This window comes from Mesorhizobium sp. ES1-4, assembly GCF_020164745.1.
In the GTDB taxonomy this organism is placed as follows: Bacteria; Pseudomonadota; Alphaproteobacteria; order Rhizobiales; family Rhizobiaceae; genus Mesorhizobium.
Map to the genome: position 1 here is coordinate 114,458 of NZ_JAIUGV010000004.1, position 23,840 is coordinate 138,297.

Genomic DNA, 23,840 nt, shown 5'->3' on the forward strand with positions numbered 1-23,840 from the left:
CCGCGCGGAATTCAAAAAATCATGATCATCAGGCCTGCCGGCACGATGCTGAACAGCGTCGCCGATATGGCGATGACCGCCGAGATGCCGACCATCGCCATGACCGCATAAGACAGATGGCCGGCTGCGATCCCAAGCTATGCCTTGCCCGTGACCTTTAGCGTGAAGGCATAAGTATAGGCGATCTCCTCCAGGCGTGAGAACCGGCCGGACGCACCGGCATGGCCGGAATCCATGTTGATCTTGAACAGCACCGGATTGTCGCCGCTCTTGCGGTCGCGCAGCCGCGCCACCCATTTGGCCGGCTCCCAATAGGTGACGCGCGGATCGGTGAGGCCGGCGAGCGCCAGGATCGGCGGGTAGTCGAGATCAGCGACATTGTCGTAGGGCGAATAGGCGGCGATCGTCCGGTAATCATCGGCCGACGCGATCGGATTTCCCCATTCCGGCCATTCCGGCGGCGTCAGCGGCAGCGTCGCGTCGAGCATGGTGGTGAGCACGTCCACGAACGGAACCTCGGCCACGATACCGCCGAAGCAATCCGGCGCCATGTTGGCGACGGCCCCCATCAGCATGCCGCCGGCCGAACCGCCCTGCGCGACGATCCGATCATGCGCGGTATAGCGCTCGGCCACGAGGTGGCGGGCGCAGGCGATGAAATCGGTGAAGGTGTTCATCTTCTGCGCCCGCTTGCCGTCATCGTACCAGCCGTAACCCTTGTCCTTGCCGCCGCGGACATGGGCAATGGCAAAGACCAGGCCTCGATCGACCAGCGAGAACCAATTGGTGTTGAAGGCCGCCGGTACGGTGATGCCGTAAGAGCCATAACCGTAGAGCAGGCAGGGCGCCGAGCCGTCCAGCGGCGTGTCGCGGTGATGCAGAAGCGAGATCGGCACGAGTTCGCCATCGGCCGCCGGTGCCATCAGGCGTCTCGTGACGTAGTGATGGGGGTCGTGGCCGGACGGCACTTCCTGGGTCTTGAGCAGCACGCGCTCGCGGGTGCGCATATTGTAGTCGAACACCTGCGACGGCGTCGTCATCGACGAATAGGAAAAGCGCATCATCTCGGTGTCGTATTCATAGGACCCCGAAAGGCCGAGCGAGAAGGCCTCCTCGTCGAAGGAAATCAGGTGCTCCTCGCCGCTGGCGCGATCGCGCACGACGATGCGCGGCAGGCCTTCCCTGCGCTCGAGCCGGACCATGTGGTTTTTGAAGCCGATCACCGACAGGATCAGCCGGCCAGGTTCATGCGGCACCAGTTCCTGCCAGTTGGCGCGGATCGGATCGCTCGCCGGCGCGGTCATGATCTTGAAGTCCTTGGCGCCGTCCGCGTTGGTCAGGACGAAGAAAATATCGCCGCCTTCCTCCAGCTCATATTGAAGGCCTAGCTCGCGCGCCGAAACCAGCTTGGGCTCGGCAAACGGGTCGGCGGCGCTCAGCAGGCGGTATTCCGAAGTCTCGTGATCGTTGATGCCGATCATGATCCATTGGTTGTTGCGGGTCCCGTCGACGTTCATGAAGAAGCCGGGATCGGTTTCCTCGTAGATCAGGCGGTCGTTTTCGGGGTCCTCCCCCAATGCGTGAAACAGCACCTTCGACGGCCGGTGGTTGGGGTCGAGACGCGTGTAGAAGAACCCGTCATTGCCCGCGTTCCACACGCCCGAACCGCCGGTGGCGGCAATCTGGTCCGCCAGGTCCTTGCCATCGGCAAGGTCGCGCACGCGCAGCGTATAGAATTCGGAACCCTTGTCGTCGAAGGCCCACAAGAGCCTGCGATGATCGGCCGAATGATCGACACCGCCAAGCCGGAAATAGGCCTTGCCCTCGGCCTCGGCGTCGCCGTCGAGCAGGATCTGCTCGGGTCCGCCATCGCGCGGAATGCGGAAATAGCGCGGCTGCTCGCCACCAAGCTTGAAGGAAGACCCATAGGCGTAAGCCCCGTCCTTCATGGGTACGGAAGAATCGTCTTCCTTGATGCGGCCCTTCATCTCCTTGAAAAGCTGCTTTTGCAGATCCGATGTGTCGGCCATCAGCGCCGACTGATAGGCATTCTCGGCTTCGAGTTCGGCGCGGATCCCAGGATCGAGCAATGAAGGATTCCTGAACATCTCCTGCCAGTTATCCGCCCGCAGCCAGGCATATTCATCGGTTCGCGTGATGCCGTGATGCGTGTCGAAAACGGGCCTCTTCTCGGGTGCAGGCGGGCTGGCGATTGGAAATCGGGAACTGGTCATTGCGTCTCGCTCTGGAAAATATCTTGAACGACGAATGACACGCCGAGCAGGGCGGATTCAAGTGCTGCGGCTGGAGGTGGTGTAGGCCATGGCCGGGACGAGAGAAGATGACTGTTCGGTTTCGTATCTGTGCGGCCTTCGCCGTTGGTTCGCTGGCTGAGGTCTTTGCCGGCCATTCTCATGCGACCGTATTTGCGGCTTGGCAAGTGGCCAATGTGACGTTCGGCGACACGCAACGGCCTGTTTGGCTGCGCAATGGATTGGCAACCTGTGGTTTTATAGACAGGTGTGAACAACCAAGTTTGTCCGCTCGGTCACCAAGCAAACAGGAGCATTGACACTCGCTTTTTGAGTTATCGCGAATGTAACGGTGAGCTGACCCTGCGTCAGCCTTTATCCGTTTGGTGAACGAAATATCGGAAAATTACATGGTGCACGAAAGATTGAAGCTGATTCCGGAATAGTTGATCAACATTCCTGAATGTAATGCCGAGAGCGAATTGACTTACTTGACGTGTGGCCGCATTGATGTCCGTGTGACACGAATCGTAGAAGCTCTATATGCGCAAATTCGTGCAATGCCCTGCCTGTAAAAAAGGGCACAGACCGAAGTAACTCTTGTTGGGGCCTGAAGACCATGGATATTGTCGAAACACCTTCCAGAAACAATGATGCGCTGATCGAGCTCACCGCCGATGTGGTGGCTGCCTATGTCAGCAACAATCCCGTGCCGGTCGGCGAACTGCCGAACCTGATATCCGATGTCCATGCCGCTCTCGGGCGTGTGGGTGGAACCGTCGAACAGCCGCCTGCCGACAAGCAGAAGCCGGCTGTCAACCCGAAGCGCTCGGTTCATGACGACTACATTATCTGTCTTGAAGACGGCAAGAAGTTCAAGTCGCTCAAGCGTCACTTGATGACCCATTACGATCTGACGCCCGATCAGTATCGCGAAAAGTGGAACTTGGACCCGAGCTATCCCATGGTTGCCCCCAACTATGCGGCGGCCCGCTCGCAGCTTGCCAAGAAGATGGGCCTCGGCCGCAAGCGCAAGGGGCGGTAATCGCTGCTTGCCGGATTGGAACTGCATCAGGCGGCGCCTTCGGGCGCCGTTTGTTTTTGAGGGATGGAAGGTCGAAGGCAGAGGCCCGTCAGGCAGTCTGCGCGAGCGCCATCTCGGCATCGCGTTTGATGCGCTTGACCATCGAGCGAAGGCCGTTGGCGCGCTGGGGTGACAGGTGCTCGTCGAGACCGAGTGCCTTCAGAGTCGCTTCAGCGTCGGTTTTCTGGATTTCGCTGGCCGTCTTTCCGGAAAACAGCGCCAGCATGATCGCGACCAGTCCGCGCACGATATGGGCGTCCGAATCGCCTGTGAAGGTGATGACGGGGTCGGCGCCCGGACCCCGTTCGGTGGTCAGCCAGACCTGGCTGACGCAACCCGGCACCTTGTTGGCGGCGTTGCGCTCCGCGTCGGCAAAGGGAGGCAGCGCTTCGCCAAGCTCGATGACGTAACGGTAGCGGTCCTCCCATTCATCGAGGAACGAGAAGTCGTCTCGGATCGTCTGGATCGTGGTCGTCATGGCCTGGATATAGTCACGCGGCGGCGCCGCGTCACGGAAAAAACAAGGACACCGCAGGCGTCGAGAGGCAGACAGTCCGCGGTGCGTCGTCGAAACGGCTTAATTCTCTATCGGCAGGTTGACCGTTTCGGGCAGGACCACTTCCGGCAGGCTGCCGGTCGTCGTCGAAGTGTCCGGGCCAGCGGACTTGTCGTCCAGCATGGCGGCCGCGATCTTGGCGGTTTCCTTGGCGCGGGCGGTGATGGTGTGCATTGCCGACTTGCCCGTCTCGCACACGTCGGGCTTGCGTTCGCAGATCCCGGCGATGTCGCCGACGGCGTCGCGCGCCGCGAACAGGGCCTGGATCGGCCCGACGCTTTCCTGGCCAGATTCATCGGACCCGACACCCAGCGGCAGCGCCAGCAACACCAGTGAAAACCAGAAAGCCATTCTTATCAGGAAGAACATGCCTTGCCTCTCGTCGTGACCGGATCATGCATCCTATGGCATGACCTCCTTTATGGGCAGGATGCTGGCACACAGGCACGAAGGACGGCTTGCGTGATCACCGAGAATTCTCCTCAAATTTTAGGCAAATTCGAGACGAAGCGTTTTGCTGCCGATTTGTTTCATATCGGATTGATTTTCATTACCATCTGATAACCACCTATCCTCTTGTTTAGAAGGTGTTTTTCGAGACGAAGGGCGATCCTGTTCCTGCCTCTGGGCCACTGACGGCGGGTGTCCGAGAATAACCCTCCGTTTACTATGGCCGCATTTGCACGTGTTTTCGGACGCCGCCATCCCGATATTTGCCGCGGGCCGGGTCTTGGTCGGCCCTGCCTTATCCATTCCTTAAACGCTGAATGCGAGTTTCAAAGCCAACCAAGACAATCTGCAAAAGCAGAACTGTTCACGACGAGTGCGAGTGCGTTGAGTTGATGCCGATCGAGGCCAGATACGCTGAATTGCCTGGCGCGATTGCCGCCGGTTGTGAGCGCATGGTTCATCCCAGCGTTCTCGGGCGGAGCGATCGCGAGCGCCAGCGCCGCTTCATCGGCGTGATGCTGGCCGCGCCGTTCTTCGCGGCGGGTGCCGCGGTCACGCTGGTTACATCGGGCATGGGAGCGGCCGTGACCATGGCCGCCATTTTCGCGGCCTTCGGCCTGTGCTGGTTCGTCGCCCTGCTGGTAGCCGCTACCGGCAAGATGGCTGCCGCCGGGCCGATCGCCCTGGCCATGGCGGCGATCGCCCTTGGCGGTCTCATCGGTGCCGCCGGCGGGTTGAGCTCTCCTGTCGCCATGCTTGCCCTGGCGCTGCCATTCGAAGCCTGGTGGATCGGCGCGTCGCGGCGTGCGGCGTTGTGGGGGGGCGCATCGGCCGCCATCGCCATCGCCCTTCAGTCCCTGGCCGCCTTCCTTCCATTCGCGGATGCGCACATCGCCGCCTGGCACTGGCTGGTGCCATTGGCCTGGGCGCTGACCCTGATCCCGCGCATATCGGCTTTTCGCGGCACCGCCGGCGCGGCCGATACAGCCGATGCCGGTGACCGATTGGAAGACATCATTGACGCCGTGATCTTACGGGTCGCCCGCCACGGCGAGGTTATCGACGCGTCCGCCAAGGCGCGCACGCTTCTGAAATTGCCGCCTGAGCTGCTGTCCGGAACGGGCCTCTTCGACCGCATCCACCTGTCGGACCGTGTATCCTATCTCAGCGCCCTGGCCGATATGCGTGACGGCGCGCTGTCGCGCCGGCTCGAACTACGCATCAGGCTACCCCAAAGCGGCAACGGCGCTCACAACGGAAATGGTTTTGTGGCCGACAACTATCAGCCATTCGCGCTCGAACTGGCGCGCGGCGAGGAACAAAGCGACGTTTTCACGCTTGTGCTGCGCGCCAATGACGAGACCGCGCGGCTGCGGGAAGACCTGGCGCAAGCCAATGAGACGGCTGCCGCCGCCGAAGTGGCCAAGGGCCGGTTCCTGGCAGTGGTGAGCCATGAATTGCGCACGCCGTTGAACGCCATCATCGGTTTCTCCGACATGCTGTTGCATGAAATGTTCGGCGCCTTCAAGGATCCGCGCCAGAAGGAATATGTCGGCCTCGTCCGGGATTCGGGCCAGCATCTGCTGGCGGTCGTGACATCCATACTCGATGTATCGAGGATCGAATCCGGCGCCTACGCCACCGAGCCCGAGCCGTTCCGGTTCATCGAAGCCGTCGACATGTGCCAGTCGATGATGCGGCTGCAGGCGCAGGCCAAGAACATCGACCTGCAGACGCAGATCGCTCCTGACGCAGGCGATATCAACGCCGATCGCCGCGCCGTACAGCAGATGCTCATCAATCTCGTTTCCAACGCGATCAAGTTCACGCCCGACGGCGGCGATGTCGTCGTCGGCGCCAAGCGGATCGGCTCACGCCTGCATTTCTGGGTCAGGGACACCGGCATCGGCATCGCCGAGGAGGATTTCGCCAATCTCGGCAAACCCTTCATGCAGATCCAGAACGACTACACGCGACGTTTCGAGGGCACGGGTCTTGGCCTCTCCCTCGTGAAGGGGCTGGTGGCCTTGCACGAAGGGACCATGTCGATCGAGAGCATGCCGGGTGAGGGCACCACGGTGACCATCAGCCTGCCGGTCAGCGGGCCGCACGGACGCCCCGCCAACCCGACCGGAGTGCTGACGATGCCGGTGACGAGGGCGAAAGGGGACGGAAATGGCTCGCTCCGCAAAACAGGCTAGGGCAGTCAAACGCCGCGGCAACGCCTTTCAGGACGGCGCCATTGCCGTCGGCGGCATGATTTCGCGCAATCCCGTCCTGGTGGGAGGATCGACCGCATTCCTGGTGACGCTGTTCTACGTTTCGGCCAACGCGCTGTGGTATCAGCCATTCCCGCACGCCGGCGCGTTTTTCGCCACACGTCATTTCCAGGGCTTTCCGCATCCCGCCGACGAGCCGGAGACGACGATCAACATCGTGCGGCCCAATACCGCGCCCGCCCCGATCAAGGGCGATCCGGTGGTCGAGCAGGTGCAAGGCATGTTGAAGGATCTCGATTTCTATTCCGGCACCGTCGACGGTATTTCCGGCCCCAACACGCGCAAGGCCATACAGGCCTATCAGCAGAAGGTCGGGCTGAACGCCTCGGGCGAGATCGACGCGCTGCTGCTGGATCAACTGGGTGCAACGCCGAAGACGGCCGCCGTGCCCAAGCCGCGGCCTCGTCCCGACATGGCGCCAGCTGCTGTTCCCGTGTCCTTGCAGACGAACGAGGCGCAGACAAACGCCGCTTCGCAAGGGCCCGATCCCCGCATCGTCAAGATCCAGGCCGGGCTCAAGGCCTTCGGCAATGACGACATGCAACTGGATGGCGTCGTCGGTGCGCGCACCAAGGCGGCGATCAAGGAGTTCCAGTCGCTGTTCGGGTTGCCGCAGACCGGCGAGCCCGACGAGATCGTCTACGTCAAGATGCGCGAGATCGGCCTGACCAACTGACGGCCGAAAACGACGGCTCGCCCTGCTTGGAGAATTTCGATAGAGAGCCCGCATGTCGTCGGGAGTCTTCCATGCGTGTAACCGCTGATCTGTGGGTGTCGGCCCTGCTGCGCCGGGTTTTCGGCGCTGGCGGATTTGCCGCCGTGATCAATCGCGGTGCGACCGAGGCCGGGGCTGTGTTCATCCTGGCGCGGGGCAGGATGGGGGAAACGGCCCTCTACGGGCCTGCGCCGCAGACAAGCTACGATTCGGCCAAGCCCGAAGAGCGTTTTTTCAGCCTTCTGGCCGCCGGCGATGATGCCGCCGTGCTGGATGCGAGACTTGAGCGCGAGAAGAAATTCGATCCCGACATCTGGGTGGTCGAGATCGAGGCCGGGAGCGTTCCTGTCGAGGAGCTTATTTCCGTGAAGACGCCCTGAGGCCGGGGGCCTCGACCTCGTCGCTGTTGGAGGCCTTGCGGCTGTCGCTGTTTGCCGGCGAAACGTCGCCAACCGCCTTGGACAGGGTTTCGGCTTTCCATCCCCGCACTTTGTCCAGGGCCGCATCGCGGTGCAGCAGGCGGAAGCGGTCGAGATAGGTGCGGATGGCCTGCGGATGCGGGAACAGGCCGGGAAAGACGGCAACCGTGATCAGGAACGCCCGGTCCTCGCTGAAGTCAAGCGAACGCAGCGCCGCAAGCAGCGGCGCATAATTCTGGTGGGCGGTGAGCGATCGCGCGATCGAAAAATCGATGCCGAGGGCATCGGCCAGCGCGGTCTGAAAAAAGGCGGCGTTCCCTGTCAGTGCTGTCTCGCGCAGTTTGGCATAGGCATCCGCACCCGGGAACGCATCGACCTTCGCCGCGAGGGCTTCGTGGCCGGTTCGCATCATGGAGCGCAGCCTGCGCCGCGCATTCTCGGCGGCGATGCCCGACGTCTGCTGGCCCGACGTCTGCTGGCCTGACGTCTGCTGGCCGGGCAATTGCTGGCCGGACGATTGCTGGCCTGACGATTGCTGATTTGTCGTGCTGTCCGCCGTCGCTTGCGCCTTCACGGCAAGGCTTTGCGCCGGAGTTGCTTCCGGATCCCGCACCCTCACCAGGGTCGGCCGTTCGAGCGCCCTGATCAGATCGGCGATGGTCGGGTTCAGGTTCTTACGCCGCGCGATCGCGCGCGCATGCGGCAACCCATGCCGGCCAATCAGCGCGATCAGGTCGATATCGCTGACCGCGCGCGAACGGATGAGCAGCGGAGCGGCGATGTCGACCGGTTCGTCGCAGAGGCGCCGCACCAGGGCCGCGGGTGCATATTCGCATTCGGAAAGGGCGGCTGCCACGTAGCGCCGCGACTCGACGGACACATCGTCGAACAGCGGCAGCGTCAGGTCTTCGAGTTGGCCGATCTCGCGGCGCGACGGGCGGGTCAGCGAGCAGAACGCCGAGACGGCGGCGCGGAACAACCTTTCGGCCTTTCCCGATTCCGTCCTTATCGCGATTTGCCTGAAATCCGAAGATGACACGTAGGATACGCCTGACAACAGATACACACTTGGCCTCGCGCCACCGACGACCGTGCCGGTTTCGCGATTGCATCGGTCAGAACGTTCTGACCTGGGGAACAAAGATCAAGTTAGCGGCGATCCGTTAGCGCTCCGTTAACCCTCTGCCGCCTTAATGATATTTGGAGGCGTTGCGTTGTGCTCCGGGGAAACCGAGAGGAATGCGCGAACCATGGGCATGGTACTGTCTTTCGTGCCGCGTGCGGCACCGACCAATCGAGTAAAGCAAACCACCGAAATCCCGGCGGCCGTGATCATATTTCCCGGCATCCGCTATGAGCGGTCCAACACCGGCGAAGCGCGACCCGCGGGCTCGGATAAGCCGGGATCGCCACGGACGCCGGTACCTCATCACTGAGCCTGCGCGGCCCTTGATCCGCCGGGCCTGGATTTCGTCCGGATCGCCGCCTAAAAATCCTGCAGCTCGCAAGAGCTTTGATCGAGAAAGCGCGACACGATCTGCTTCCAGCTCTCGTCCGGCACGAAGCTGCGGATGACGAAGATGCCTTCGCCGATGGGCGCTTCGACGAAGACCGCCCCCTGCAGATCTTCGGGCAGATCCCTGCGCACGTCGATCATCTGCGCAGGCGTCAGAACGACGGCATCCAGTTTGCCGTCTGTCGCCGTGTGGTCGTTGAAGGAATACACATTGTGGCCATTGCGGTCATAGACCGACACCGACCAGAAGGGCACGTTCCCGGGCGCCTTGATGCGGACCATTCCCTCATCGAGGTCGAAACGGCAGGCCGTGGCGTAGAACAGCGGATCGACCGATTTCACCACCGGCGCGCCGCCGGCCTCGGCGTCAAGCCGGTTCATCCTGTAGAGATCGGACGCCATGGAGAGGCGTGACCACGCATCGCGTTCCGAGAATTCCGGCACCAGAAGCAGGACGATAATGTGAACGATGCCGGCGCCGACGAGACCGAGCAGGACGGCATGCAAAAGCCTGCGCAGGGTGGCACGCAAACTATGCATCGCAGCCCAACCTGACGATCCTGGGCAGCGCAACATCCGACAGGCCGGTGCTGCTGGCAATGGGTGTGTCGTAGAAGGTCAGGACGAAATACATCCTTCCAGAACCGTCGGTCAGCAGCCAGTTGCCCGGCATCGGGTGATGGCTCACGGAAATGATCACCGAATTGTCGGACTGGCGCAGCACCTCGTAGGACTGAAGCGCTGCAAGCCGCGATTTGCCGGTCTCGACGACGCCGAGCGATTGATCGGCGGCATAGAGCGTCCAGAATCGGGCTGTCGGAAATCCACCCTCGATCCTGTAGGTGCATTCCCGCTTGAGTTGGTCGCCGGCGGCATCATTTTCCGCCACGAAGGACAGGCCTTCGGCGCGGCCGAGCGCCAGCACGCCCTCGCGCGCCACGCGCGCCTTGGAATAGGGGTCCGCGGCCGGTGTGCCGATGTCGGGGAAGGCGGTCCACTGGCCGATCCTGATCGCGCCGACGCCGTCCTGTATCTTCAGCGCATACCAGACGCTGGCGCCGCCCCCGCCAATGGCTATGGCAAGCGAGATCAGCATCAGGAAGGCGTTCTTGAGCATGAAGGGCCGGGTGCGCGAAGGATTGCCGTTCGGGGATATCGTGGCGCGGGGTCCTGGGCAAGCCGGCGTGATGGATTTGCCTGCCGGCCCGCTCGCGCAGGAGGCTGATGTTACAGGGCCGAAAGCGTTTCGGGCGGGGCGGCGGCGTCGAGTTTGGGCGCCATCTGGAACAGCTGGCTCATGTCCCGCAGCGTCTGCGTTGTCCGGCTGGACAGCACGGGAGGCCGCTCGGCGGCTGCATCGGCCGCTGCCTGCTCCTCGCTCTTCTTCTGCGCCTCGGCGGCCTTGGCCGCGATCTCCTCGTCGACGAAGGGCTTGTCGATGCCGGGGATCGGCTTCAGGTCGATGTTCTGGTGCGCATAGACCATCAGCCGCTGCCACACCATCGCCGGCAGCGACCCGCCAGTCATGTTCTTGGTCGGCGAGAAATCGTCATTGCCCATCCAGACGGCAGCCGTGTAGTTGCCCGTGAAGCCGACGAACCAGGCATCGCGGTAGGATTGTGTCGTGCCGGTCTTGCCTGCGACGACGATGTTGGGAATTTGAGCGCGCCGGGCGGTGCCCATCACCGGTACGGCCGTCAGCATGGTGTTCATGGATTTCAGCGCCTGCTCCGACAGCACCCGGTGCGGCGGTTGCGCGTCCTTGGTCCAGTCATACACCACCTCGCCGGTGCGGGTGACGAGCTGTGTGATGCCGTGCCTGGAGCCTGCAAAGCCGTTCTGGGCAAAGACGCTATAGCCCGTCGCCTGGTCCATCACGGTCATGCCCGAGGTGCCGAGCACCATCGTCTTGTGCCCCTCCAGCGGCGATTCCACCCCGAATGATTCCGCCATCGCCTTGATCGGCGCAATGCCGAGATGGTCCTTGGCCAGCCGCACCGGCACGGTGTTGATCGACTTGGCCATCGCCATGAGCAGCGTGACGTTGCCCGCCGACTCGCCGCCGTAATTGTGCGGTGACCAGTTGCCCCAGCTGATCGGCCCGCCTGATATGATCGAATTCGGCGTGAAGCCATGTTCCATCGCCGTGGCGTAGACATAGGGCTTGAACGACGAGCCGGTCTGCCGCAGCGCCTTGGTGGCGCGGTTGAACTGGCTGGTGCCATAGTCGCGGCCGCCGACGATGGCCCTGACGGCGCCATTGGTCTCAATGACCACCACCGCACCTTCGGTAACGTTGTACTCCTTGCCGAACTGGCGCAGATGGAATTCCATCGATTCCTCCGCCGCCTTCTGGATGTTGCCGTCGAAGGTGGTGTGGGCAACCAGTGAGTGCTGGCCGGGCTTGGCAATCTTCTTGACCTCGTCGAACGCCCAGTCGAGGAAATAGTCCGGGCTTTTCTGCTCGCCGCGGTCGACGACATTGGCCGGATGCAGCCTTGCCTGCAGCACTTGGCCTTCGGTCATGAATCCGGAATCGACGAGGTTGGACAGCACCACGTTGGCGCGCGCGCGCGCCGCCGGCAGGTTGATGTGGGGGGCATACTTCGTCGGCGCCTTGAACAGGCCCGCCAGCATCGCCGCCTCGGCAAGGTTCAGGTCCTTGACGCTCTTGCCGAAATAGAAGTCCGCCGCCGCCTCGATGCCGAACGTGCCGCCGCCCATATAGGCGCGGTCGAGATAGAGCTGCAGGATTTCCTTCTTCGACAGATTGGCTTCGAGCCACAGCGACAGGAAGGCTTCCTTGATCTTGCGCTCGAACGTGCGCTCATTGGTCAGGAACAGGTTCTTGGCCAGTTGCTGGGTGATGCTGGATCCGCCCTGGACGACCGAGTTCGCCCGCACATTCTCGAAGATCGCGCGCGACAGGCCGAGCACGTCGATGCCGTAATGCTCGAAAAAGCGGCGGTCCTCGGTTGCGAGCACCGCCTTGATGACGTGATCGGGCATCTCGTCGACCGGTACGGAATCGCGCTGGATGATACCGCGCTGGCCGATCTCATTGCCATAACGGTCCAGGAAGGTGACGGCGAAATCGCCCTGGGCGCGCCAGTCGCCCGCTGTATCCTGGAAAGCGGGTATCGCCAGCGCCAGCATCACCACCATGCCGCCGGCGCCAAGTGTGAAACCTTCGCTCAAAAGTTCGATGAAGCCGCGGCGCCAGCCCTTGAGGCGGAAGCGCCGCGAGAAGATCGTCGCGGCTTCCCAGAACTGGCGCGCCTTGAAACCGATCTCATAGAGCGAGGAATCGAGCCATGCGTCCAGCGCCAGAAGGCGGGAGGCGATCGGACCTCTTCTCTTGCGCGGTTCAGGGTTGACCATTCAAAAACCCGGCTCGGCTCCGGCGCGACCTGAAAACCGCAAGCGGCAATTTCAGGGCGGCGCTCTGTCCCGACTATTCATCCATTTTGCCGACACCCACAAGGGCGACGAGGACACAGCTGCAAGGTTATCGATGGAAAGGTGGAGTAAGCAGGTCGCCCGCCAGAGTCTCGGTCCGGCGGGCGAGGATGGTTTGTCGTTGCCGGCCTGTCAGGCCGCCTCGCGCTTCAGCGCCTGCGCCATGCAATGGATGCCGCCGCCGGTCTTGGAGATTTCGCTCATGTCGACGGCCGCGACCTCGAAGCCGCGCGCCTTGAGCTGGCCGATCAACGACTTGCTCGACGTCGGCGCGATCACCCTGTCCTTGCCGAGTGACATGAAGTTGCAGCCGAGCGCCATCGTGTCCTGGAAGGGAACATCGATGATCTCGTGGCCCTTGCCCTTCAGCCAGTCGACGATGCCGGGCTCGGTGCAGGCGAGGCAGACGGCGGTGAGCTTTTCGGCGATCGGCACCACCATCAGGTCGATATGGACATAGTATTCGTCGATGAAGGCGATGCGTGTCTCCCAGCCTTCCTTCTCGAACCAGGCTTGCACCTGGCGGGCGCCTTCCTCCTGCGTCCGGGCGCCGCCGCAGCCGATCAACACCACGCCGTCCTCGATAACGTTGAAGTCGCCGCCCTCGAAGGTCCCTGCCGTCACCATGTCGTAGATCGGTATGCCGAGCTTTTCATAGGTGCGGATAGCGGCATAGTTCTCGCCACGCCGCCACCAATTGGCCATGGCGGTGATGATGGCGCCATACGGCGTCATGACGCTGGAATCACGAGAATAGACCTGCATAGGCAGTTCCGGCGTCGGCTCGTGCCAATGGATGTTGACGCCGAAATGCTCGTAGGCCGCGACCAGGTCCTTGTGCTGCGCCTGCGCGATCTGGACGTTGCAGGGCGCTTCGCGCAGGTACTTGCGCGACAGCGAACTGGTCGACAGGTGACGTAGGAAATTGGGCGAGCCGAGCAGCACATCGGTCAACACGTCGGTTTCGTTGGCAAAGCCCCAGACGGTCAGCGGCTTGGTGCCGCCGGCCGGATTGCGACGCTGCAGCGAAAACGGCTCGGCGATGATGCGATCATGGACGGTCATGCGGTTCTCCTCATGGGCTTGTTCTCAAGTTGGTCGGTCACGCGCAGGTCGGGATCCACCAGTCGCGCCCGCGCGCGGTGGTAACATATTCCGGCCAGCGGAAATTTATCGGCGGCTCGTAGTCGCAAAGCGGCGCGATCCAGTTGGAGCCGCCGACGCCGCCGCCGGTACGGGTGTCGAACTCGCTCATCGCCTCCTCGCGGGCGGCTTTGTCCTCGAGCAGGCGCATCGCCGCGAGCGTGACCGTCTTCGCGGCGCAAATGACCATCGGGTCGATCGTCGCCGGAATGCCGCCCAGAGCGTTCATCACCCAGGAGGGATAGGCGCTACCATTCGCCGAACGCAGGGCAGGGCGGGCGACATAGAACCGCGCGGTGGGCGCGTGCCAGCTCATGTCGGTGTAGTCGTCGGAAGTCGAGTTCACCTGGGACGGCGGCAGGTCGCGGCGCAGGATCGCCTCGGCCTCTTGTGGGGAAATCAGCCGCTCCAGCTCGTCGATGAACGGGTTTTCGGTGGCGGTACCGCCGGCATTGACCTGGATTTCGCGCGCAATCGCCCTGGCGGCCTCGTCCCAGCGAGGCGGCCCGACCGTCGACAGCGCCTCATAGGCAATCCCGGCCATGGCATGGTTGGCCAGCCCCGGCCGCGACTTCGACACCCAGTGCCGCTCGTAGCGGCAGCCGCTGATCGCGGCCGCGGCCGCGGCATTGCGGTCGAGCACCGCCGTCACCTGATCGGCCATCCGAAGCGTAGGCACGCGGACCATATACTGGATCTCGGCCAGGCCCGCCGGCAGATTGTCGGCCGTGGCCTGGCCAGCCGTCAGGATCGCCTCGCTGATCGACCAGCCGCCCTGGTGCGGCAGCATGGAATCGCGCAGCGCCTTGGAGGCCATGTACATGGTCATCAGCGCATCGTTGGCGCCCGGTGCCCTGACCGCGGAATGTGCCTGCGGGATCGGTGCGCCGTCACCTGCGCGAACCCAATTTTCGGGTTCGTCGCACACGAAGCGATAGATCATCGCGTAGGCCGCGCCGCAATGCGTATCCCAGCGCGCCGTATTGCAAAGAGGCAGCATGTAGAAGGGATGAAAGGAGATCATGCCGGCAAGGCCGTCGTAATAACCCCTGGCGGCATGGATCGGCTTCGAACCGCGCACCTTTTCGGCGGGCTCGCCGGTGAAGCGCAGCGTGCCTTGAATGTCGTGGCGCTGCATGGCGGCCTTGGTGGCGAGCAGGCCGCCTAGGCTTGCTATGCCGAGCCCCGAATGCGGATCGGTATGGCCGCCCGCCTCGGCGCCAAGGCCAGGTCGCGGCTGCTTCACCGTCACGGCGTCCTGGCAGTTGCCGGGCACCGCGTCATATTCGGCATACATGCCGACGGTCGGTCCAGCGCCATTCGTCCAGTGGGCGCAGAAGGCGGTCGGCATGCCGCCCGAGCCTTCCTCGACCGAAAATCCCTCGCGTTTGAGCCGATCGACATACCAGGCCGCCGACTGGTACTCGCGCCACGCGGTCTCGCCGAAATCGAAGATCGTGCGTGTCCAGGCCGACAGCAGGGGCTGGATGCCGTCGAGGCAGGCAAGCGCGGTCTCTTGCGCCGATGTCGTCACCGGTTTGTCCATGCATCAAAGAAAGCAGTGAAGCGGCTCGCCAAAAAGTGATATGTTTTCCCGGTTCATGCAAATTCGGTTCACCTCTTGAGAATTCCTTCGACACAGGCGCTGCGCGCCCTCGACAGTTTCGCCAGGCATGGCAGCGTCTGGCGCGCCGCCGATGAACTTCACCTGACCCGCAGCGCGGTGAGCCATCAGCTGCGGTTGCTGGAACGTGACCTCGGCTTCGATCTCCTGCAACGCATAGGCAAGGGCGTGGCGCTGACGCCGCGCGGCCAGCGCTACGCGGCCGATGTCAGGAAAGCGCTGACGGTGCTCGGCGACGCGGGAACGCACAACAGTGGGGCAGGCGTCGGCGGCTCCTTCGCAATCTCCTGCCCGCCGGGCTTCGCCTCGATGTTCCTGTGCTCCCATATTGGCGAGTTCCAGCAGATGTATCCGGACGTTGCGCTCTCGGTGCTGACGCCGCGGCGTCTTGACGATGTCAGTAATGCGGAAGCGGACGCCTTCATCGCCTTCGGCGTCGGCAACTGGCCGAACCGGTCAGTGGAACTGCTGTGCGAAGTCTTCTTCACGCCGCTCTGCAGTCCGACGCTGCTCAACAAGGTCGGCGGCTTTTCCAGACCGGCCGACGTGCTTCGCGCCAACCTGCTTCATCTTGGCGACACCGAGGACTGGGCCCGCTGGCTGGCTTTGTCCAAGGTGGAAAATCCCGACACCGAAGGCGGCATCTTCTTTTCCGACATGAACCTCGTCTTCTCGGCGGCGGTCGCCGGGCAGGGGATTGCGATGGGCGACGAACTGACCGGCCGCCGGGCGCTGAGCGAAGGTCGTCTTGTCAAGCCGTTCGAGGCGTCGGTCCCCTCGCCGCGCTCGTATTTCCTGGTGTTTGAACACGCCAAGGCCGGCCATCCGGTGCTCAGCGCCTTTCGAGACTGGCTGAAGGCAAAGCTGTCGGAGAACAGGCTGGCGACATACTGAAGTCATCCCTCGACGGGGAGATCGGCGCCAACTCGTGAATCAAATTTGCCGGTCAGGCGAAAACTATTCGGTTGCGGTGAGCTTCGGCCCTGCCTACGATTTGGCTCAACGGGAAGGATAGAGGCAGGATGCAGCAACCCGGCCGGGCCGCAGAGATCAAGGCAATCGGGATCGGCAAGAGCTTCGGCTCGTTCCGTGCGCTGGACAATCTGACGCTCGACATAGGCCGCGGCGAGTTCCTGACGCTGCTCGGCCCCTCCGGCTCCGGCAAAACCACCTTCCTGATGATCCTGGCCGGCTTCGTGCAGCCGAGCGAGGGCAGGCTGTTCAGCGACGGCACCGACATCACCGACCGCCCGGCCGAACAGCGCGCCGCCGGCATGGTGTTCCAGGGCTATGCGCTGTTTCCGCATATGAGCGTCGAGGCCAACATCGCTTTCCCGCTAAAGGTCCGCAAGAAAACCGGCGCCGAGATCAAGAAGCGCGTCGGCGAGATGATCGAGCGCGTCGGTTTGGTCGGCCACGAGAAGAAACTGCCGTCGCAGCTTTCCGGCGGCCAGCAGCAGCGGGTGGCGCTTGCCCGGGCCCTGGTGTTCGAACCCGGTGTGCTTTTGCTCGACGAACCGTTCTCGGCGCTGGACAAGAGCCTGCGCGGCCAGATGCAGGCCGAGATGAAGCGCCTGCACCAGGAAACCGGCACCACTTTCGTCTTCGTTACCCACGACCAGAGCGAGGCGCTGGCGCTGTCGTCGCGTGTCGCCATTTTCAATCATGGCAAACTGCTGCAGGTCGGAGCGCCGGACGAGGTCTACGACCGGCCCGACAATCGCTTCGTCGCCGAGTTTCTGGGTGAAATCAACATGCTGCCGCTGAAGGGGGTCAAGCCCGCCGACAACGGTTCGACCGGCCTCTGCGAGGACCGCGCGGTCAGGATGAACTGCACGGCAGAGAAAGTCCGTGGTGACGCCATCCTGGCGATCCGGCCCGAACACATGTCCATCGCGCGCGAGGCCGCCGCCGGAGAGAACGGCATTGCCGCGACGGCAATCGCCTCGACCTATCTCGGGGCGGCGACCAAGCTCGACCTGACGACGCGACAGGGCGCCAAAGTTACTGTCTCGGTACCCAACGAGGTCGCGGCGGCGGCTCTCGGCAAGGGCAATTCCGTCTGGCTGACATGGCCGGCGGAAAAGGGATTCCTCCTTCCGCACGGAGGGCAATGAGCACCAGCGCGGCCCGATCCGCCGCACCGGCTTCCGGATCCAAACAACCAAAACAAAGGGGAACTGACATGAACGATACCAAGAAACAAGCCATCGAAATGCTGTCCGAAAGGACAAGAAGCGGCGAGATCTCGCGCCGCCAGTTCACGCAACTCGCTGCCCTCGTGCTCGCCGGCACGCCGCTGCTGCTGCGCTCGACCGGCGCTTTTGCCCAGGCCAAGGAACTGGTGCTGGTCAACTGGGGCGGTGACGCCATCACGGCTTATGACGCAGCCTATGGCCAGGCTTTCACCAAGGACACCGGCATCACCGTCAAGATGGATGGATCGGGTCCGACCGAAGGCGCGATCGCCGCGCAGTTCAAGAGCGGCGCCCCGACCTGGGACCTCGTCGATGTCGACCCGTTCTCGGCCATCACGCTCGGCGCGCAAGGCATGCTCGAGCCGATCGACTACAACATCGTCGACAAGAAGAAGATGCGGCCGGGCTTCGGCTGGGACTATGCCGCCTCGACCTATTTCTTCTCCTACGTCATCGCCTACGATTCCGAGAAATACGGCAAGGACGCCCCGACCGGCATGGCCGATTTCTTCGATGTGAAGAAATTCCCGGGCAAGCGCTCCCTCTACAAATGGGGTGTGTCGAGCTGGGAAGCAGCCCTTTTGGCCGACGGCATCGCGCCGGCTTCGCTCTACCCGCTCGACCTCAAGCGTGCGCATGACAAGATATCGGCCTTCAAGGAAAACGTTGCTGCCTATTGGGGTGGCGGCGCCGAGAGCCAGAGCGTGCTGCTGAACGGCGAAGCCTCGATGGCGATCGTCTGGTCGACGCGCGCCTCGCTGATCGAGCAGGATTCCGGCGGCAAGATCAAGTTCATCTGGGACCAGGGCCTGATCTCGCCCGGCGCCCTGGCGGTGCTCAAGAACAACCCGGGCGGCAAGGACGCCGCGATGAAGTTCATCGCCAGCGCCCAGGATCCGGAAAAGCAGCTCGTCATGTTCGACAAGCTCGGCCAGGGCCCGGCCAATCCGGCCGCCGACGCTCTGATCCCCGCCGACAAGAGGCGCATCAACCCCGTCGATCCGGAAAACATGAAGAAGCAGATTCCGCTCGACATGGACTGGTACGCCAAGAACTATGGGCCGGCGTTGGACGAATACACCAAGATCATCTCCGCCTGACCCGGTGGGATGCTGATCTGAGATGAGAGGCGTTCTCTCCGACAGGATGGGCGCGGCGCTGTTGATGGCGCCGCTGCTCCTGTTTCTCGGCCTTGCCTATGCCTGGCCGTTTCTCGGTGTGGTGAAGTGGAGCTTCACTTTGCCGTCGCCTGGGCTTGGCCAGTACGAGGCGTTGCTCACCGACGATCTGGTCCAGTCGGTATTCATCCGCACGCTTCGTATCGCCGCGATCGTCACCGTTGTGTCAGTCGTCGCCGCCTATGCCATCACGGTTGTCTGGGTGCGCGGCAGCCCGGCGCAGCGCCTCATCGCCGAATTCTGCATCCTGGTGCCGTTCTGGATCTCGGTGCTGACGCGAGCTTTCGGATGGGTGGCGCTTCTGTCCAATCGCGGACTGATCAACACCTGGCTGCAGTCGATCGGCTTCATCTCCGAACCGCTGGCGTTGGTGCGCAACGAATTCGGCGTCATCGTCGGCATGACGCATTTCCTCGTTCCGTTCGCCGTCTTTCCACTGGCCTCGGCCATGCGCAGCCTGGACGACCGTGTGCTGCTGGCAGCGCGCGGGCTTGGTTCCAGCCGCATGCGCACGTTCTGGACGGTCTTCGTGCCGATGACGCGCTCCGGTATTATCGGCTCCGCCATGATCGTATTCGTCTTCTCGCTCGGCTTTTTCGTCACGCCGGCCATCCTCGGTGGCGGCCGCAGCGTCATGATCGCCGAACTGATCTATCTCAGGATATTCCAGAGCCCGGACTGGGGGCTGGGGGCTGCGATCAGCGTGGTGCTGGTGCTGTTCGTCGGCGCGCTGATGGCGCTCTTGTTCCGTTATGTCAGACCGAAGCAGCTCATCTGATGCCGACTTATCGCCCCGGTCCCGTCTCGCTGGTTATCGCCGCCCTGGTGGCGTTGTTCCTGCTCATGCCGCTCATCGCCGTCGTCCCGGTGTCGCTGACGCCAAGCCGCATGCTGGCAATGCCGAACGGGGAATTGTCGCTGCGCCACTATCGGTCGCTCATCGAGGATCCGCGCTGGCTGCAGTCGATCCTGCTTTCAATCCGCATCGGCATTGCCAGCAGCGTCCTCTCGACCGTGCTGGCCCTCTGCTTCAGCCTAGGTGTCTGGATGTTTCAGCCGCGCTTCACCGCGACCCTTGTCGGCTTCGTGCTGTTGCCGATGGTGGTGCCGCCGGTGGTGTCGGCGGTGACGCTCTATTTCCTGCTCACCTCGATCTCAGGCATCAGTTCCTTCTTCGGCTACGACACCTGGCTCGGCGTCGCCATGGCGCATTCGGTGATGACAGTGCCGTTCGCGACGGTTCTGATCCTGGTCTCGCTCAGCCAACTCGACCGCCGCATCGACCTTGCCGCCCGGGGCCTCGGCGCCGGCGTTTGGGAGCGCGCCACGCGCGTCATCATGCCCAACATCAAGTTCGGCATCATCACCGCTGCCCTGTTGTCCTTCGTGCTCTCATGGGAAGAGATCGGGGTCACCCTGTTCATCACCTCGGTCAACGCCATCACGCTGCCGCGCCTGATGTGGATGGGCCTGCGCGACAACATCGACCCGGCGATAGCGGCGCTGTCGGTGATTTTGATCATCATCACCGTGCTGGTTCTGGCGGCACGCAGCTTCTTTGTCAGGCTGCGCGCAGGACATTGACCGGGGTACAATCTGTCTGTCGGCTCAGGTTCTCCGCCGCCAGGCTGTGCCGCGCCTGCTGCCGAGCGTGCCAGCGAAGTCGTATTTTCGAGATATTCGGCATTCATCATGCCGATGACGAATCGCCATCGTTTTCACCTGGCGAACCGCTATATCTGACGAGGCAATGCACACATGGACAAGGCTTCGGGAAAGCATGGTCCATGACGCAACGGCTTGGGGAAATGGACGATGACCGCGCCCGGTGATTTGCAGCAGGCCCTGTTTCTGAGACTGAAAAGCGATGCCTCGCTTGCGGCGCTGCTGGGCGGCGCCGGATTGCTCGAGCGGGCAACCGACAACGCCGCCTTTCCCTATGTGACTTCAGGCCTGACCTCCGCCTTTGACTGGGACACAGGCGCCGAGAACAACGATGACCAGTTGATCACATTTCATGTGTGGTCGAAGGCGCATGGCGAGGCCGAGACCCGGGCGATCATGGACGCCATCAAGGCGCGGCTTGCCGGGGCGGTTCTGGTCGTGGGTTCGCGTGGACAGACGCGGCTGTCTCTGGAATTCACAGAGGCGCGGTATGACGAGGAACTGCTTGTCCATCATGGTCTGCTGCGATTCCGTGCGCTGACGCAGGAAAACGCCTGACGCGCTTTCAATATCACCGAAACCGGGTCTAGACTGGGCCTTCGCGGGTTTCATTGGTGGGGCGGTGAAATCCAGATTGTCTGTCTCGCATTGCAGGGGTCTGGCGAGCATGGTTCCAGGGCCGTTCACTGTTCATTTCACGTTCAGCACCGATGCGTTACAACGCCGGTCATGAAAACGCTTCGCTCCCATTTCCGAACCGCGACCCTGGCGCTTAGCGCCGCCGGGCTGTTTGCGTCGCAGGCAATGGCGATACCGGTCATCGCGCCCGACCAGCCCAGCCCGATCGTCCTGGCCGCATCCGACTGCTATGCGATCGGTCAACAGGTGGCCGAGCAGAATGGCGGAACGCTCGCGAAGGCCTCGCAGTCGACGCGTGGCGGCCAGCCGGTCTGCGTCATCGTCGTTCTCGTGCCCGGCAAGAACGGGCAGCGTCCGCGCCGCTCCGAAATCGTCGTTCCGCAGAACTGACCCGGTCTTCCCCTGCTACAGGGCTCCGTTTCCCAGGCCGGCGGAATCGGCCTATACCTGAAACCGTCAGTCAACAGGCATTGGTCCCCGCATGCGCGTACTCGTCGTCGAGGATGACAAGGATCTCAATCGGCAGATTTCGGATGCGCTGGTCGATGCCGGCTATGTCGTCGACCGGGCCTTCGATGGCGAGGAGGGGCATTTCCTCGGCGACACCGAGCCTTACGATGCCGTCGTCCTCGACATCGGCCTGCCGCAGATGGACGGCATCAGCGTGGTCGAGCGCTGGCGCCGCGGCGGCCGCAAGATGCCGGTGCTGATCCTGACCGCGCGTGACCGCTGGAGCGACAAGGTTTCCGGCATCGACGCCGGCGCCGACGATTACGTCACCAAGCCGTTCCATATCGAGGAGGTGCTGGCGCGGGTCAGGGCCCTGATCCGCCGTGCCGCCGGTCATGCCTCGTCTGAACTGACCTGCGGGCCGCTGCGCCTCGATACCAAGGCTTCAAAGGCCGATGTCGACGGCGTGCCGCTCAAATTGACCTCGCACGAATTCCGGCTGCTCGCCTATCTGATGCACCACATGGGCGAGGTCGTTTCGCGCACCGAACTGGTGGAGCATCTCTACGATCAGGATTTCGATCGCGATTCCAACACGATCGAGGTCTTTGTCGGGCGACTGCGCAAGAAGATGGGCATCGATATGATCGAAACCGTGCGCGGCATGGGCTACCGCATGCGTGAGCCGGAGGCATAAGGCGGAACCGCTCGCTACCAACCCGATCGTTGGCAGACGGCTGTCGCTGCGCGCGTGGCCGCGGTCGCTGACGTTCCGCGTCATCGCCTTTTCCACGGTGTGGGCGATCGTGACCCTGGTCGTCATCTTCACCTTGATCACCACGCTTTACCGCCAGGCCAGCGAGCGGGGCTTCGACAGCCTGCTGTCCGCGCATTTGTTCAACCTGATCGGTTCGGTCGGCATTTCCGACAGCGGCGCGCTGACCGGATCGCCCGACCTTGGCGACCTCCGTTTCTCCGAACCGAATTCGGGCTGGTACTGGTCCGTCGAGCCCGCTTCGGAAGGCGTGCATGGCGATCTTCACTCTTCGTCCATGACCCGGACCATACCGTCGCCCGACGTGGTCGATGTTCCCTTCAACGCCAATTTCCAGCGCAACTATGCGGCGCAAGGCATCAATGGCGAGGAACTGGTCGTGTTTGAGAGCGAGTTCGTTCTCGATGCGAAGAACCGCGCCGCGCGTTTCCGCGTCATGGGCAACAAGACCGAGCTGGAGCAGGAAATAGGGACCTTCCAGCGCCGGTTGCTGACCTATCTAAGCCTGTTCGGCATCGGCATGATCGCCATCAACGCCATCGCCATCCTGCTCGGGCTGCAGCCGCTGCGAAGGGTCCGGAACGCGCTCGCCATGGTGCGCGAGGGCTCCGCGCATAGGCTCGACGGCCGCTTCCCGGCCGAGATCGAACCGTTAGCCAACGAAACCAACGCCTTGATCGAAAACAACAAACGCATTGTCGAACGCTCGCGGACCCAGGTCGGCAACCTCGCCCATTCGCTGAAGACACCGCTCGCCGTGCTGGTCAACGAAGGCCGGGCGCTTGGCGGCGCCAAGGGGCGGTTGATCGCCGAGCAGGCCGCCTCGATGCAGAAGCAGATCGACCACTATTTGCAGCGCGCCCGTGTCGCGGCGCAGCGCGACAGCGTCGTCTATCGCACGCCGGTGGCGCCGCTGGTACAGCGCATGGTGCGCGTTTTGCAGAAGCTCAACCCCCAGACCAGCCTTTCGCTGTCGCTGCCGGCCACCGAGATCGTTTTTGCCGGCGAGCGCGAGGATCTCGAGGAACTGCTTGGCAATCTTCTCGAGAATGCGATGAAATGGGCAAGGAGTGCTGTCGCGGTGTCGGTCGTGCCCTTGGCCAGCAAGGATGAGAGCCTGTTCGAGATCAGCATCGAGGATGACGGCCCTGGCATTCCCGAGAACAAGGCGCGTGAAGCCATGAAGCGCGGCCGGCGCCTGGACGAGACAAAACCGGGAACGGGCCTTGGCCTTGCCATTGTCGCCGACCTCGTCAACGAGTATGGAGGCGGCCTCAAGCTGGAACGGTCCGGCATGGGTGGATTGAAGGCCGCGGTGCGGTTGCGGAGCCTTCAGTAATGCTGTCCAAGGCCCAGCCGGCAACAATGGAAAGCGCATGTCATGGCGGCATATCGATTGCACCGATGGCGGCCGTCAGCGGCCAAATTTCCGACAAAT

General features: G+C 62.9%; 22 protein-coding genes. 13 read left to right on the plus strand and 9 right to left on the minus strand.

Features of this window, described 5'->3' with window-relative positions:
• Positions 1 to 137: 137 nt before the first annotated feature.
• Positions 138 to 2,234 (minus strand): S9 family peptidase, encoded by a 2,097-nt coding sequence (locus LB556_RS08780; protein WP_224566175.1) that lies wholly within the window; start codon positions 2,232 to 2,234, stop codon positions 138 to 140.
• 637 nt (positions 2,235 to 2,871) lie between these two features.
• Between LB556_RS08780 and LB556_RS08785 the strand changes: the two genes are divergently transcribed.
• Complete coding sequence (locus tag LB556_RS08785; protein WP_224566177.1) at positions 2,872 to 3,297, plus strand: MucR family transcriptional regulator; 426 nt, start codon at positions 2,872 to 2,874, stop codon at positions 3,295 to 3,297.
• Positions 3,298 to 3,385: 88 nt separating this feature from the next.
• Here LB556_RS08785 and LB556_RS08790 read toward each other — a convergent pair whose 3' ends face one another.
• Both LB556_RS08790 and LB556_RS08795 read right to left on the minus strand, forming a co-directional pair.
• Entirely contained in the window at positions 3,386 to 3,814 is a 429-nt protein-coding gene (locus LB556_RS08790) for a SufE family protein (RefSeq protein WP_224566179.1), read from the minus strand.
• 99 nt (positions 3,815 to 3,913) lie between these two features.
• The gene (locus tag LB556_RS08795) at positions 3,914 to 4,261 is read right to left on the minus strand and encodes a DUF5330 domain-containing protein (protein ID WP_224566181.1); all 348 of its coding nucleotides are present in this window, start codon (positions 4,259 to 4,261) and stop codon (positions 3,914 to 3,916) included.
• Positions 4,262 to 4,794: 533 nt separating this feature from the next.
• On the opposite strand from LB556_RS08795, the gene LB556_RS08800 reads away from it, so the two are divergent.
• From LB556_RS08800 to LB556_RS08810, 3 genes are all read left to right on the plus strand, one after another.
• The gene (locus LB556_RS08800; RefSeq protein WP_224566724.1) at positions 4,795 to 6,543 is read left to right on the plus strand and encodes a PAS domain-containing sensor histidine kinase; all 1,749 of its coding nucleotides are present in this window, start codon (positions 4,795 to 4,797) and stop codon (positions 6,541 to 6,543) included.
• Positions 6,518 to 7,297 carry a peptidoglycan-binding protein gene (locus tag LB556_RS08805; RefSeq protein WP_224566184.1) on the plus strand — a complete coding sequence of 260 codons (780 nt, stop codon included), beginning with the start codon at positions 6,518 to 6,520 and terminating at the stop codon, positions 7,295 to 7,297. The genes LB556_RS08800 and LB556_RS08805 overlap by 26 nt, the downstream gene beginning before the upstream one ends.
• Positions 7,298 to 7,368: 71 nt before the next feature.
• Positions 7,369 to 7,716 carry a DUF1491 family protein gene (locus LB556_RS08810; RefSeq protein WP_224566186.1) on the plus strand — a complete coding sequence of 116 codons (348 nt, stop codon included), beginning with the start codon at positions 7,369 to 7,371 and terminating at the stop codon, positions 7,714 to 7,716.
• On the opposite strand, the gene LB556_RS08815 is transcribed toward LB556_RS08810, so the two are convergent.
• From LB556_RS08815 to LB556_RS08840, 6 genes are all read right to left on the minus strand, one after another.
• Positions 7,694 to 8,794 (minus strand): hypothetical protein, encoded by a 1,101-nt coding sequence (locus LB556_RS08815; protein WP_224566188.1) that lies wholly within the window; start codon positions 8,792 to 8,794, stop codon positions 7,694 to 7,696. The genes LB556_RS08810 and LB556_RS08815 overlap by 23 nt on opposite strands.
• Before the next feature lie 447 nt (positions 8,795 to 9,241).
• On the minus strand, positions 9,242 to 9,811 hold the full coding sequence (locus LB556_RS08820) for a DUF1254 domain-containing protein (protein WP_224566190.1): 570 nt from the start codon (positions 9,809 to 9,811) through the stop codon (positions 9,242 to 9,244).
• Entirely contained in the window at positions 9,804 to 10,388 is a 585-nt protein-coding gene (locus LB556_RS08825) for a DUF1214 domain-containing protein (protein ID WP_224566191.1), read from the minus strand. The genes LB556_RS08820 and LB556_RS08825 overlap by 8 nt, the downstream gene beginning before the upstream one ends.
• 110 nt (positions 10,389 to 10,498) lie before the next feature.
• A complete protein-coding gene (locus LB556_RS08830; protein ID WP_224566192.1) occupies positions 10,499 to 12,652 on the minus strand; it encodes a transglycosylase domain-containing protein in 2,154 nt (717 codons plus the stop codon).
• Positions 12,653 to 12,862: 210 nt separating this feature from the next.
• Positions 12,863 to 13,795 (minus strand): dimethylarginine dimethylaminohydrolase family protein, encoded by a 933-nt coding sequence (locus LB556_RS08835; RefSeq protein ID WP_224566193.1) that lies wholly within the window; start codon positions 13,793 to 13,795, stop codon positions 12,863 to 12,865.
• A 37-nt stretch (positions 13,796 to 13,832) separates the two neighbouring features.
• Positions 13,833 to 15,419, minus strand: a complete 1,587-nt coding sequence (locus tag LB556_RS08840) for an amidohydrolase (RefSeq protein ID WP_224566194.1) — start codon at positions 15,417 to 15,419, stop codon at positions 13,833 to 13,835.
• Positions 15,420 to 15,494: 75 nt separating this feature from the next.
• Between LB556_RS08840 and LB556_RS08845 the strand changes: the two genes are divergently transcribed.
• From LB556_RS08845 to LB556_RS08885, 9 genes are all read left to right on the plus strand, one after another.
• Positions 15,495 to 16,391: a LysR substrate-binding domain-containing protein gene (locus tag LB556_RS08845; RefSeq protein WP_224566195.1), complete on the plus strand. Its 897-nt coding sequence runs from the start codon at positions 15,495 to 15,497 to the stop codon at positions 16,389 to 16,391.
• Between the two features lie 128 nt (positions 16,392 to 16,519).
• Positions 16,520 to 17,614 carry an ABC transporter ATP-binding protein gene (locus LB556_RS08850; RefSeq protein ID WP_224566196.1) on the plus strand — a complete coding sequence of 365 codons (1,095 nt, stop codon included), beginning with the start codon at positions 16,520 to 16,522 and terminating at the stop codon, positions 17,612 to 17,614.
• Positions 17,615 to 17,682: 68 nt separating this feature from the next.
• Positions 17,683 to 18,795 (plus strand): ABC transporter substrate-binding protein, encoded by a 1,113-nt coding sequence (locus LB556_RS08855; RefSeq protein ID WP_224566197.1) that lies wholly within the window; start codon positions 17,683 to 17,685, stop codon positions 18,793 to 18,795.
• Between the two features lie 22 nt (positions 18,796 to 18,817).
• A complete protein-coding gene (locus LB556_RS08860) occupies positions 18,818 to 19,651 on the plus strand; it encodes an ABC transporter permease (protein WP_224566198.1) in 834 nt (277 codons plus the stop codon).
• On the plus strand, positions 19,651 to 20,457 hold the full coding sequence (locus tag LB556_RS08865; protein WP_224566200.1) for an ABC transporter permease: 807 nt from the start codon (positions 19,651 to 19,653) through the stop codon (positions 20,455 to 20,457). Before LB556_RS08860 ends, LB556_RS08865 begins: the two co-directional genes overlap by 1 nt.
• Positions 20,458 to 20,688: 231 nt before the next feature.
• Positions 20,689 to 21,096, plus strand: a complete 408-nt coding sequence (locus tag LB556_RS08870; protein WP_224566202.1) for a DUF3168 domain-containing protein — start codon at positions 20,689 to 20,691, stop codon at positions 21,094 to 21,096.
• A gap of 171 nt (positions 21,097 to 21,267) precedes the next feature.
• A complete protein-coding gene (locus LB556_RS08875) occupies positions 21,268 to 21,567 on the plus strand; it encodes a hypothetical protein (protein ID WP_224566203.1) in 300 nt (99 codons plus the stop codon).
• 91 nt (positions 21,568 to 21,658) lie between these two features.
• Positions 21,659 to 22,324 (plus strand): response regulator transcription factor, encoded by a 666-nt coding sequence (locus tag LB556_RS08880; RefSeq protein WP_023800820.1) that lies wholly within the window; start codon positions 21,659 to 21,661, stop codon positions 22,322 to 22,324.
• Entirely contained in the window at positions 22,308 to 23,741 is a 1,434-nt protein-coding gene (locus tag LB556_RS08885; protein ID WP_318011265.1) for an ATP-binding protein, read from the plus strand. The genes LB556_RS08880 and LB556_RS08885 overlap by 17 nt, the downstream gene beginning before the upstream one ends.
• Positions 23,742 to 23,840 lie beyond the last annotated feature (99 nt).

What these genes read in the sequence shown, in the direction of transcription:
- LB556_RS08840 (WP_224566194.1), bottom strand. Translation starts at nt 15,419, where the DNA reads ATGGACAAACCGGTGACGACATCGGCGCAAGAGACCGCGCTTGCCTGC.
- LB556_RS08860 (WP_224566198.1), top strand. Translation starts at nt 18,818, where the DNA reads ATGAGAGGCGTTCTCTCCGACAGGATGGGCGCGGCGCTGTTGATGGCG.
- LB556_RS08810 (WP_224566186.1), top strand. Translation starts at nt 7,369, where the DNA reads ATGCGTGTAACCGCTGATCTGTGGGTGTCGGCCCTGCTGCGCCGGGTT.
- LB556_RS08835 (WP_224566193.1), bottom strand. Translation starts at nt 13,795, where the DNA reads ATGACCGTCCATGATCGCATCATCGCCGAGCCGTTTTCGCTGCAGCGT.
- LB556_RS08870 (WP_224566202.1), top strand. Translation starts at nt 20,689, where the DNA reads ATGACCGCGCCCGGTGATTTGCAGCAGGCCCTGTTTCTGAGACTGAAA.
- LB556_RS08850 (WP_224566196.1), top strand. Translation starts at nt 16,520, where the DNA reads ATGCAGCAACCCGGCCGGGCCGCAGAGATCAAGGCAATCGGGATCGGC.
- LB556_RS08795 (WP_224566181.1), bottom strand. Translation starts at nt 4,261, where the DNA reads ATGTTCTTCCTGATAAGAATGGCTTTCTGGTTTTCACTGGTGTTGCTG.
- LB556_RS08785 (WP_224566177.1), top strand. Translation starts at nt 2,872, where the DNA reads ATGGATATTGTCGAAACACCTTCCAGAAACAATGATGCGCTGATCGAG.
- LB556_RS08800 (WP_224566724.1), top strand. Translation starts at nt 4,795, where the DNA reads ATGGTTCATCCCAGCGTTCTCGGGCGGAGCGATCGCGAGCGCCAGCGC.
- LB556_RS08805 (WP_224566184.1), top strand. Translation starts at nt 6,518, where the DNA reads ATGGCTCGCTCCGCAAAACAGGCTAGGGCAGTCAAACGCCGCGGCAAC.
- LB556_RS08880 (WP_023800820.1), top strand. Translation starts at nt 21,659, where the DNA reads ATGCGCGTACTCGTCGTCGAGGATGACAAGGATCTCAATCGGCAGATT.
- LB556_RS08865 (WP_224566200.1), top strand. Translation starts at nt 19,651, where the DNA reads ATGCCGACTTATCGCCCCGGTCCCGTCTCGCTGGTTATCGCCGCCCTG.
- LB556_RS08855 (WP_224566197.1), top strand. Translation starts at nt 17,683, where the DNA reads ATGAACGATACCAAGAAACAAGCCATCGAAATGCTGTCCGAAAGGACA.
- LB556_RS08820 (WP_224566190.1), bottom strand. Translation starts at nt 9,811, where the DNA reads ATGCATAGTTTGCGTGCCACCCTGCGCAGGCTTTTGCATGCCGTCCTG.
- LB556_RS08830 (WP_224566192.1), bottom strand. Translation starts at nt 12,652, where the DNA reads ATGGTCAACCCTGAACCGCGCAAGAGAAGAGGTCCGATCGCCTCCCGC.
- LB556_RS08875 (WP_224566203.1), top strand. Translation starts at nt 21,268, where the DNA reads ATGAAAACGCTTCGCTCCCATTTCCGAACCGCGACCCTGGCGCTTAGC.
- LB556_RS08825 (WP_224566191.1), bottom strand. Translation starts at nt 10,388, where the DNA reads ATGCTCAAGAACGCCTTCCTGATGCTGATCTCGCTTGCCATAGCCATT.
- LB556_RS08790 (WP_224566179.1), bottom strand. Translation starts at nt 3,814, where the DNA reads ATGACGACCACGATCCAGACGATCCGAGACGACTTCTCGTTCCTCGAT.
- LB556_RS08780 (WP_224566175.1), bottom strand. Translation starts at nt 2,234, where the DNA reads ATGACCAGTTCCCGATTTCCAATCGCCAGCCCGCCTGCACCCGAGAAG.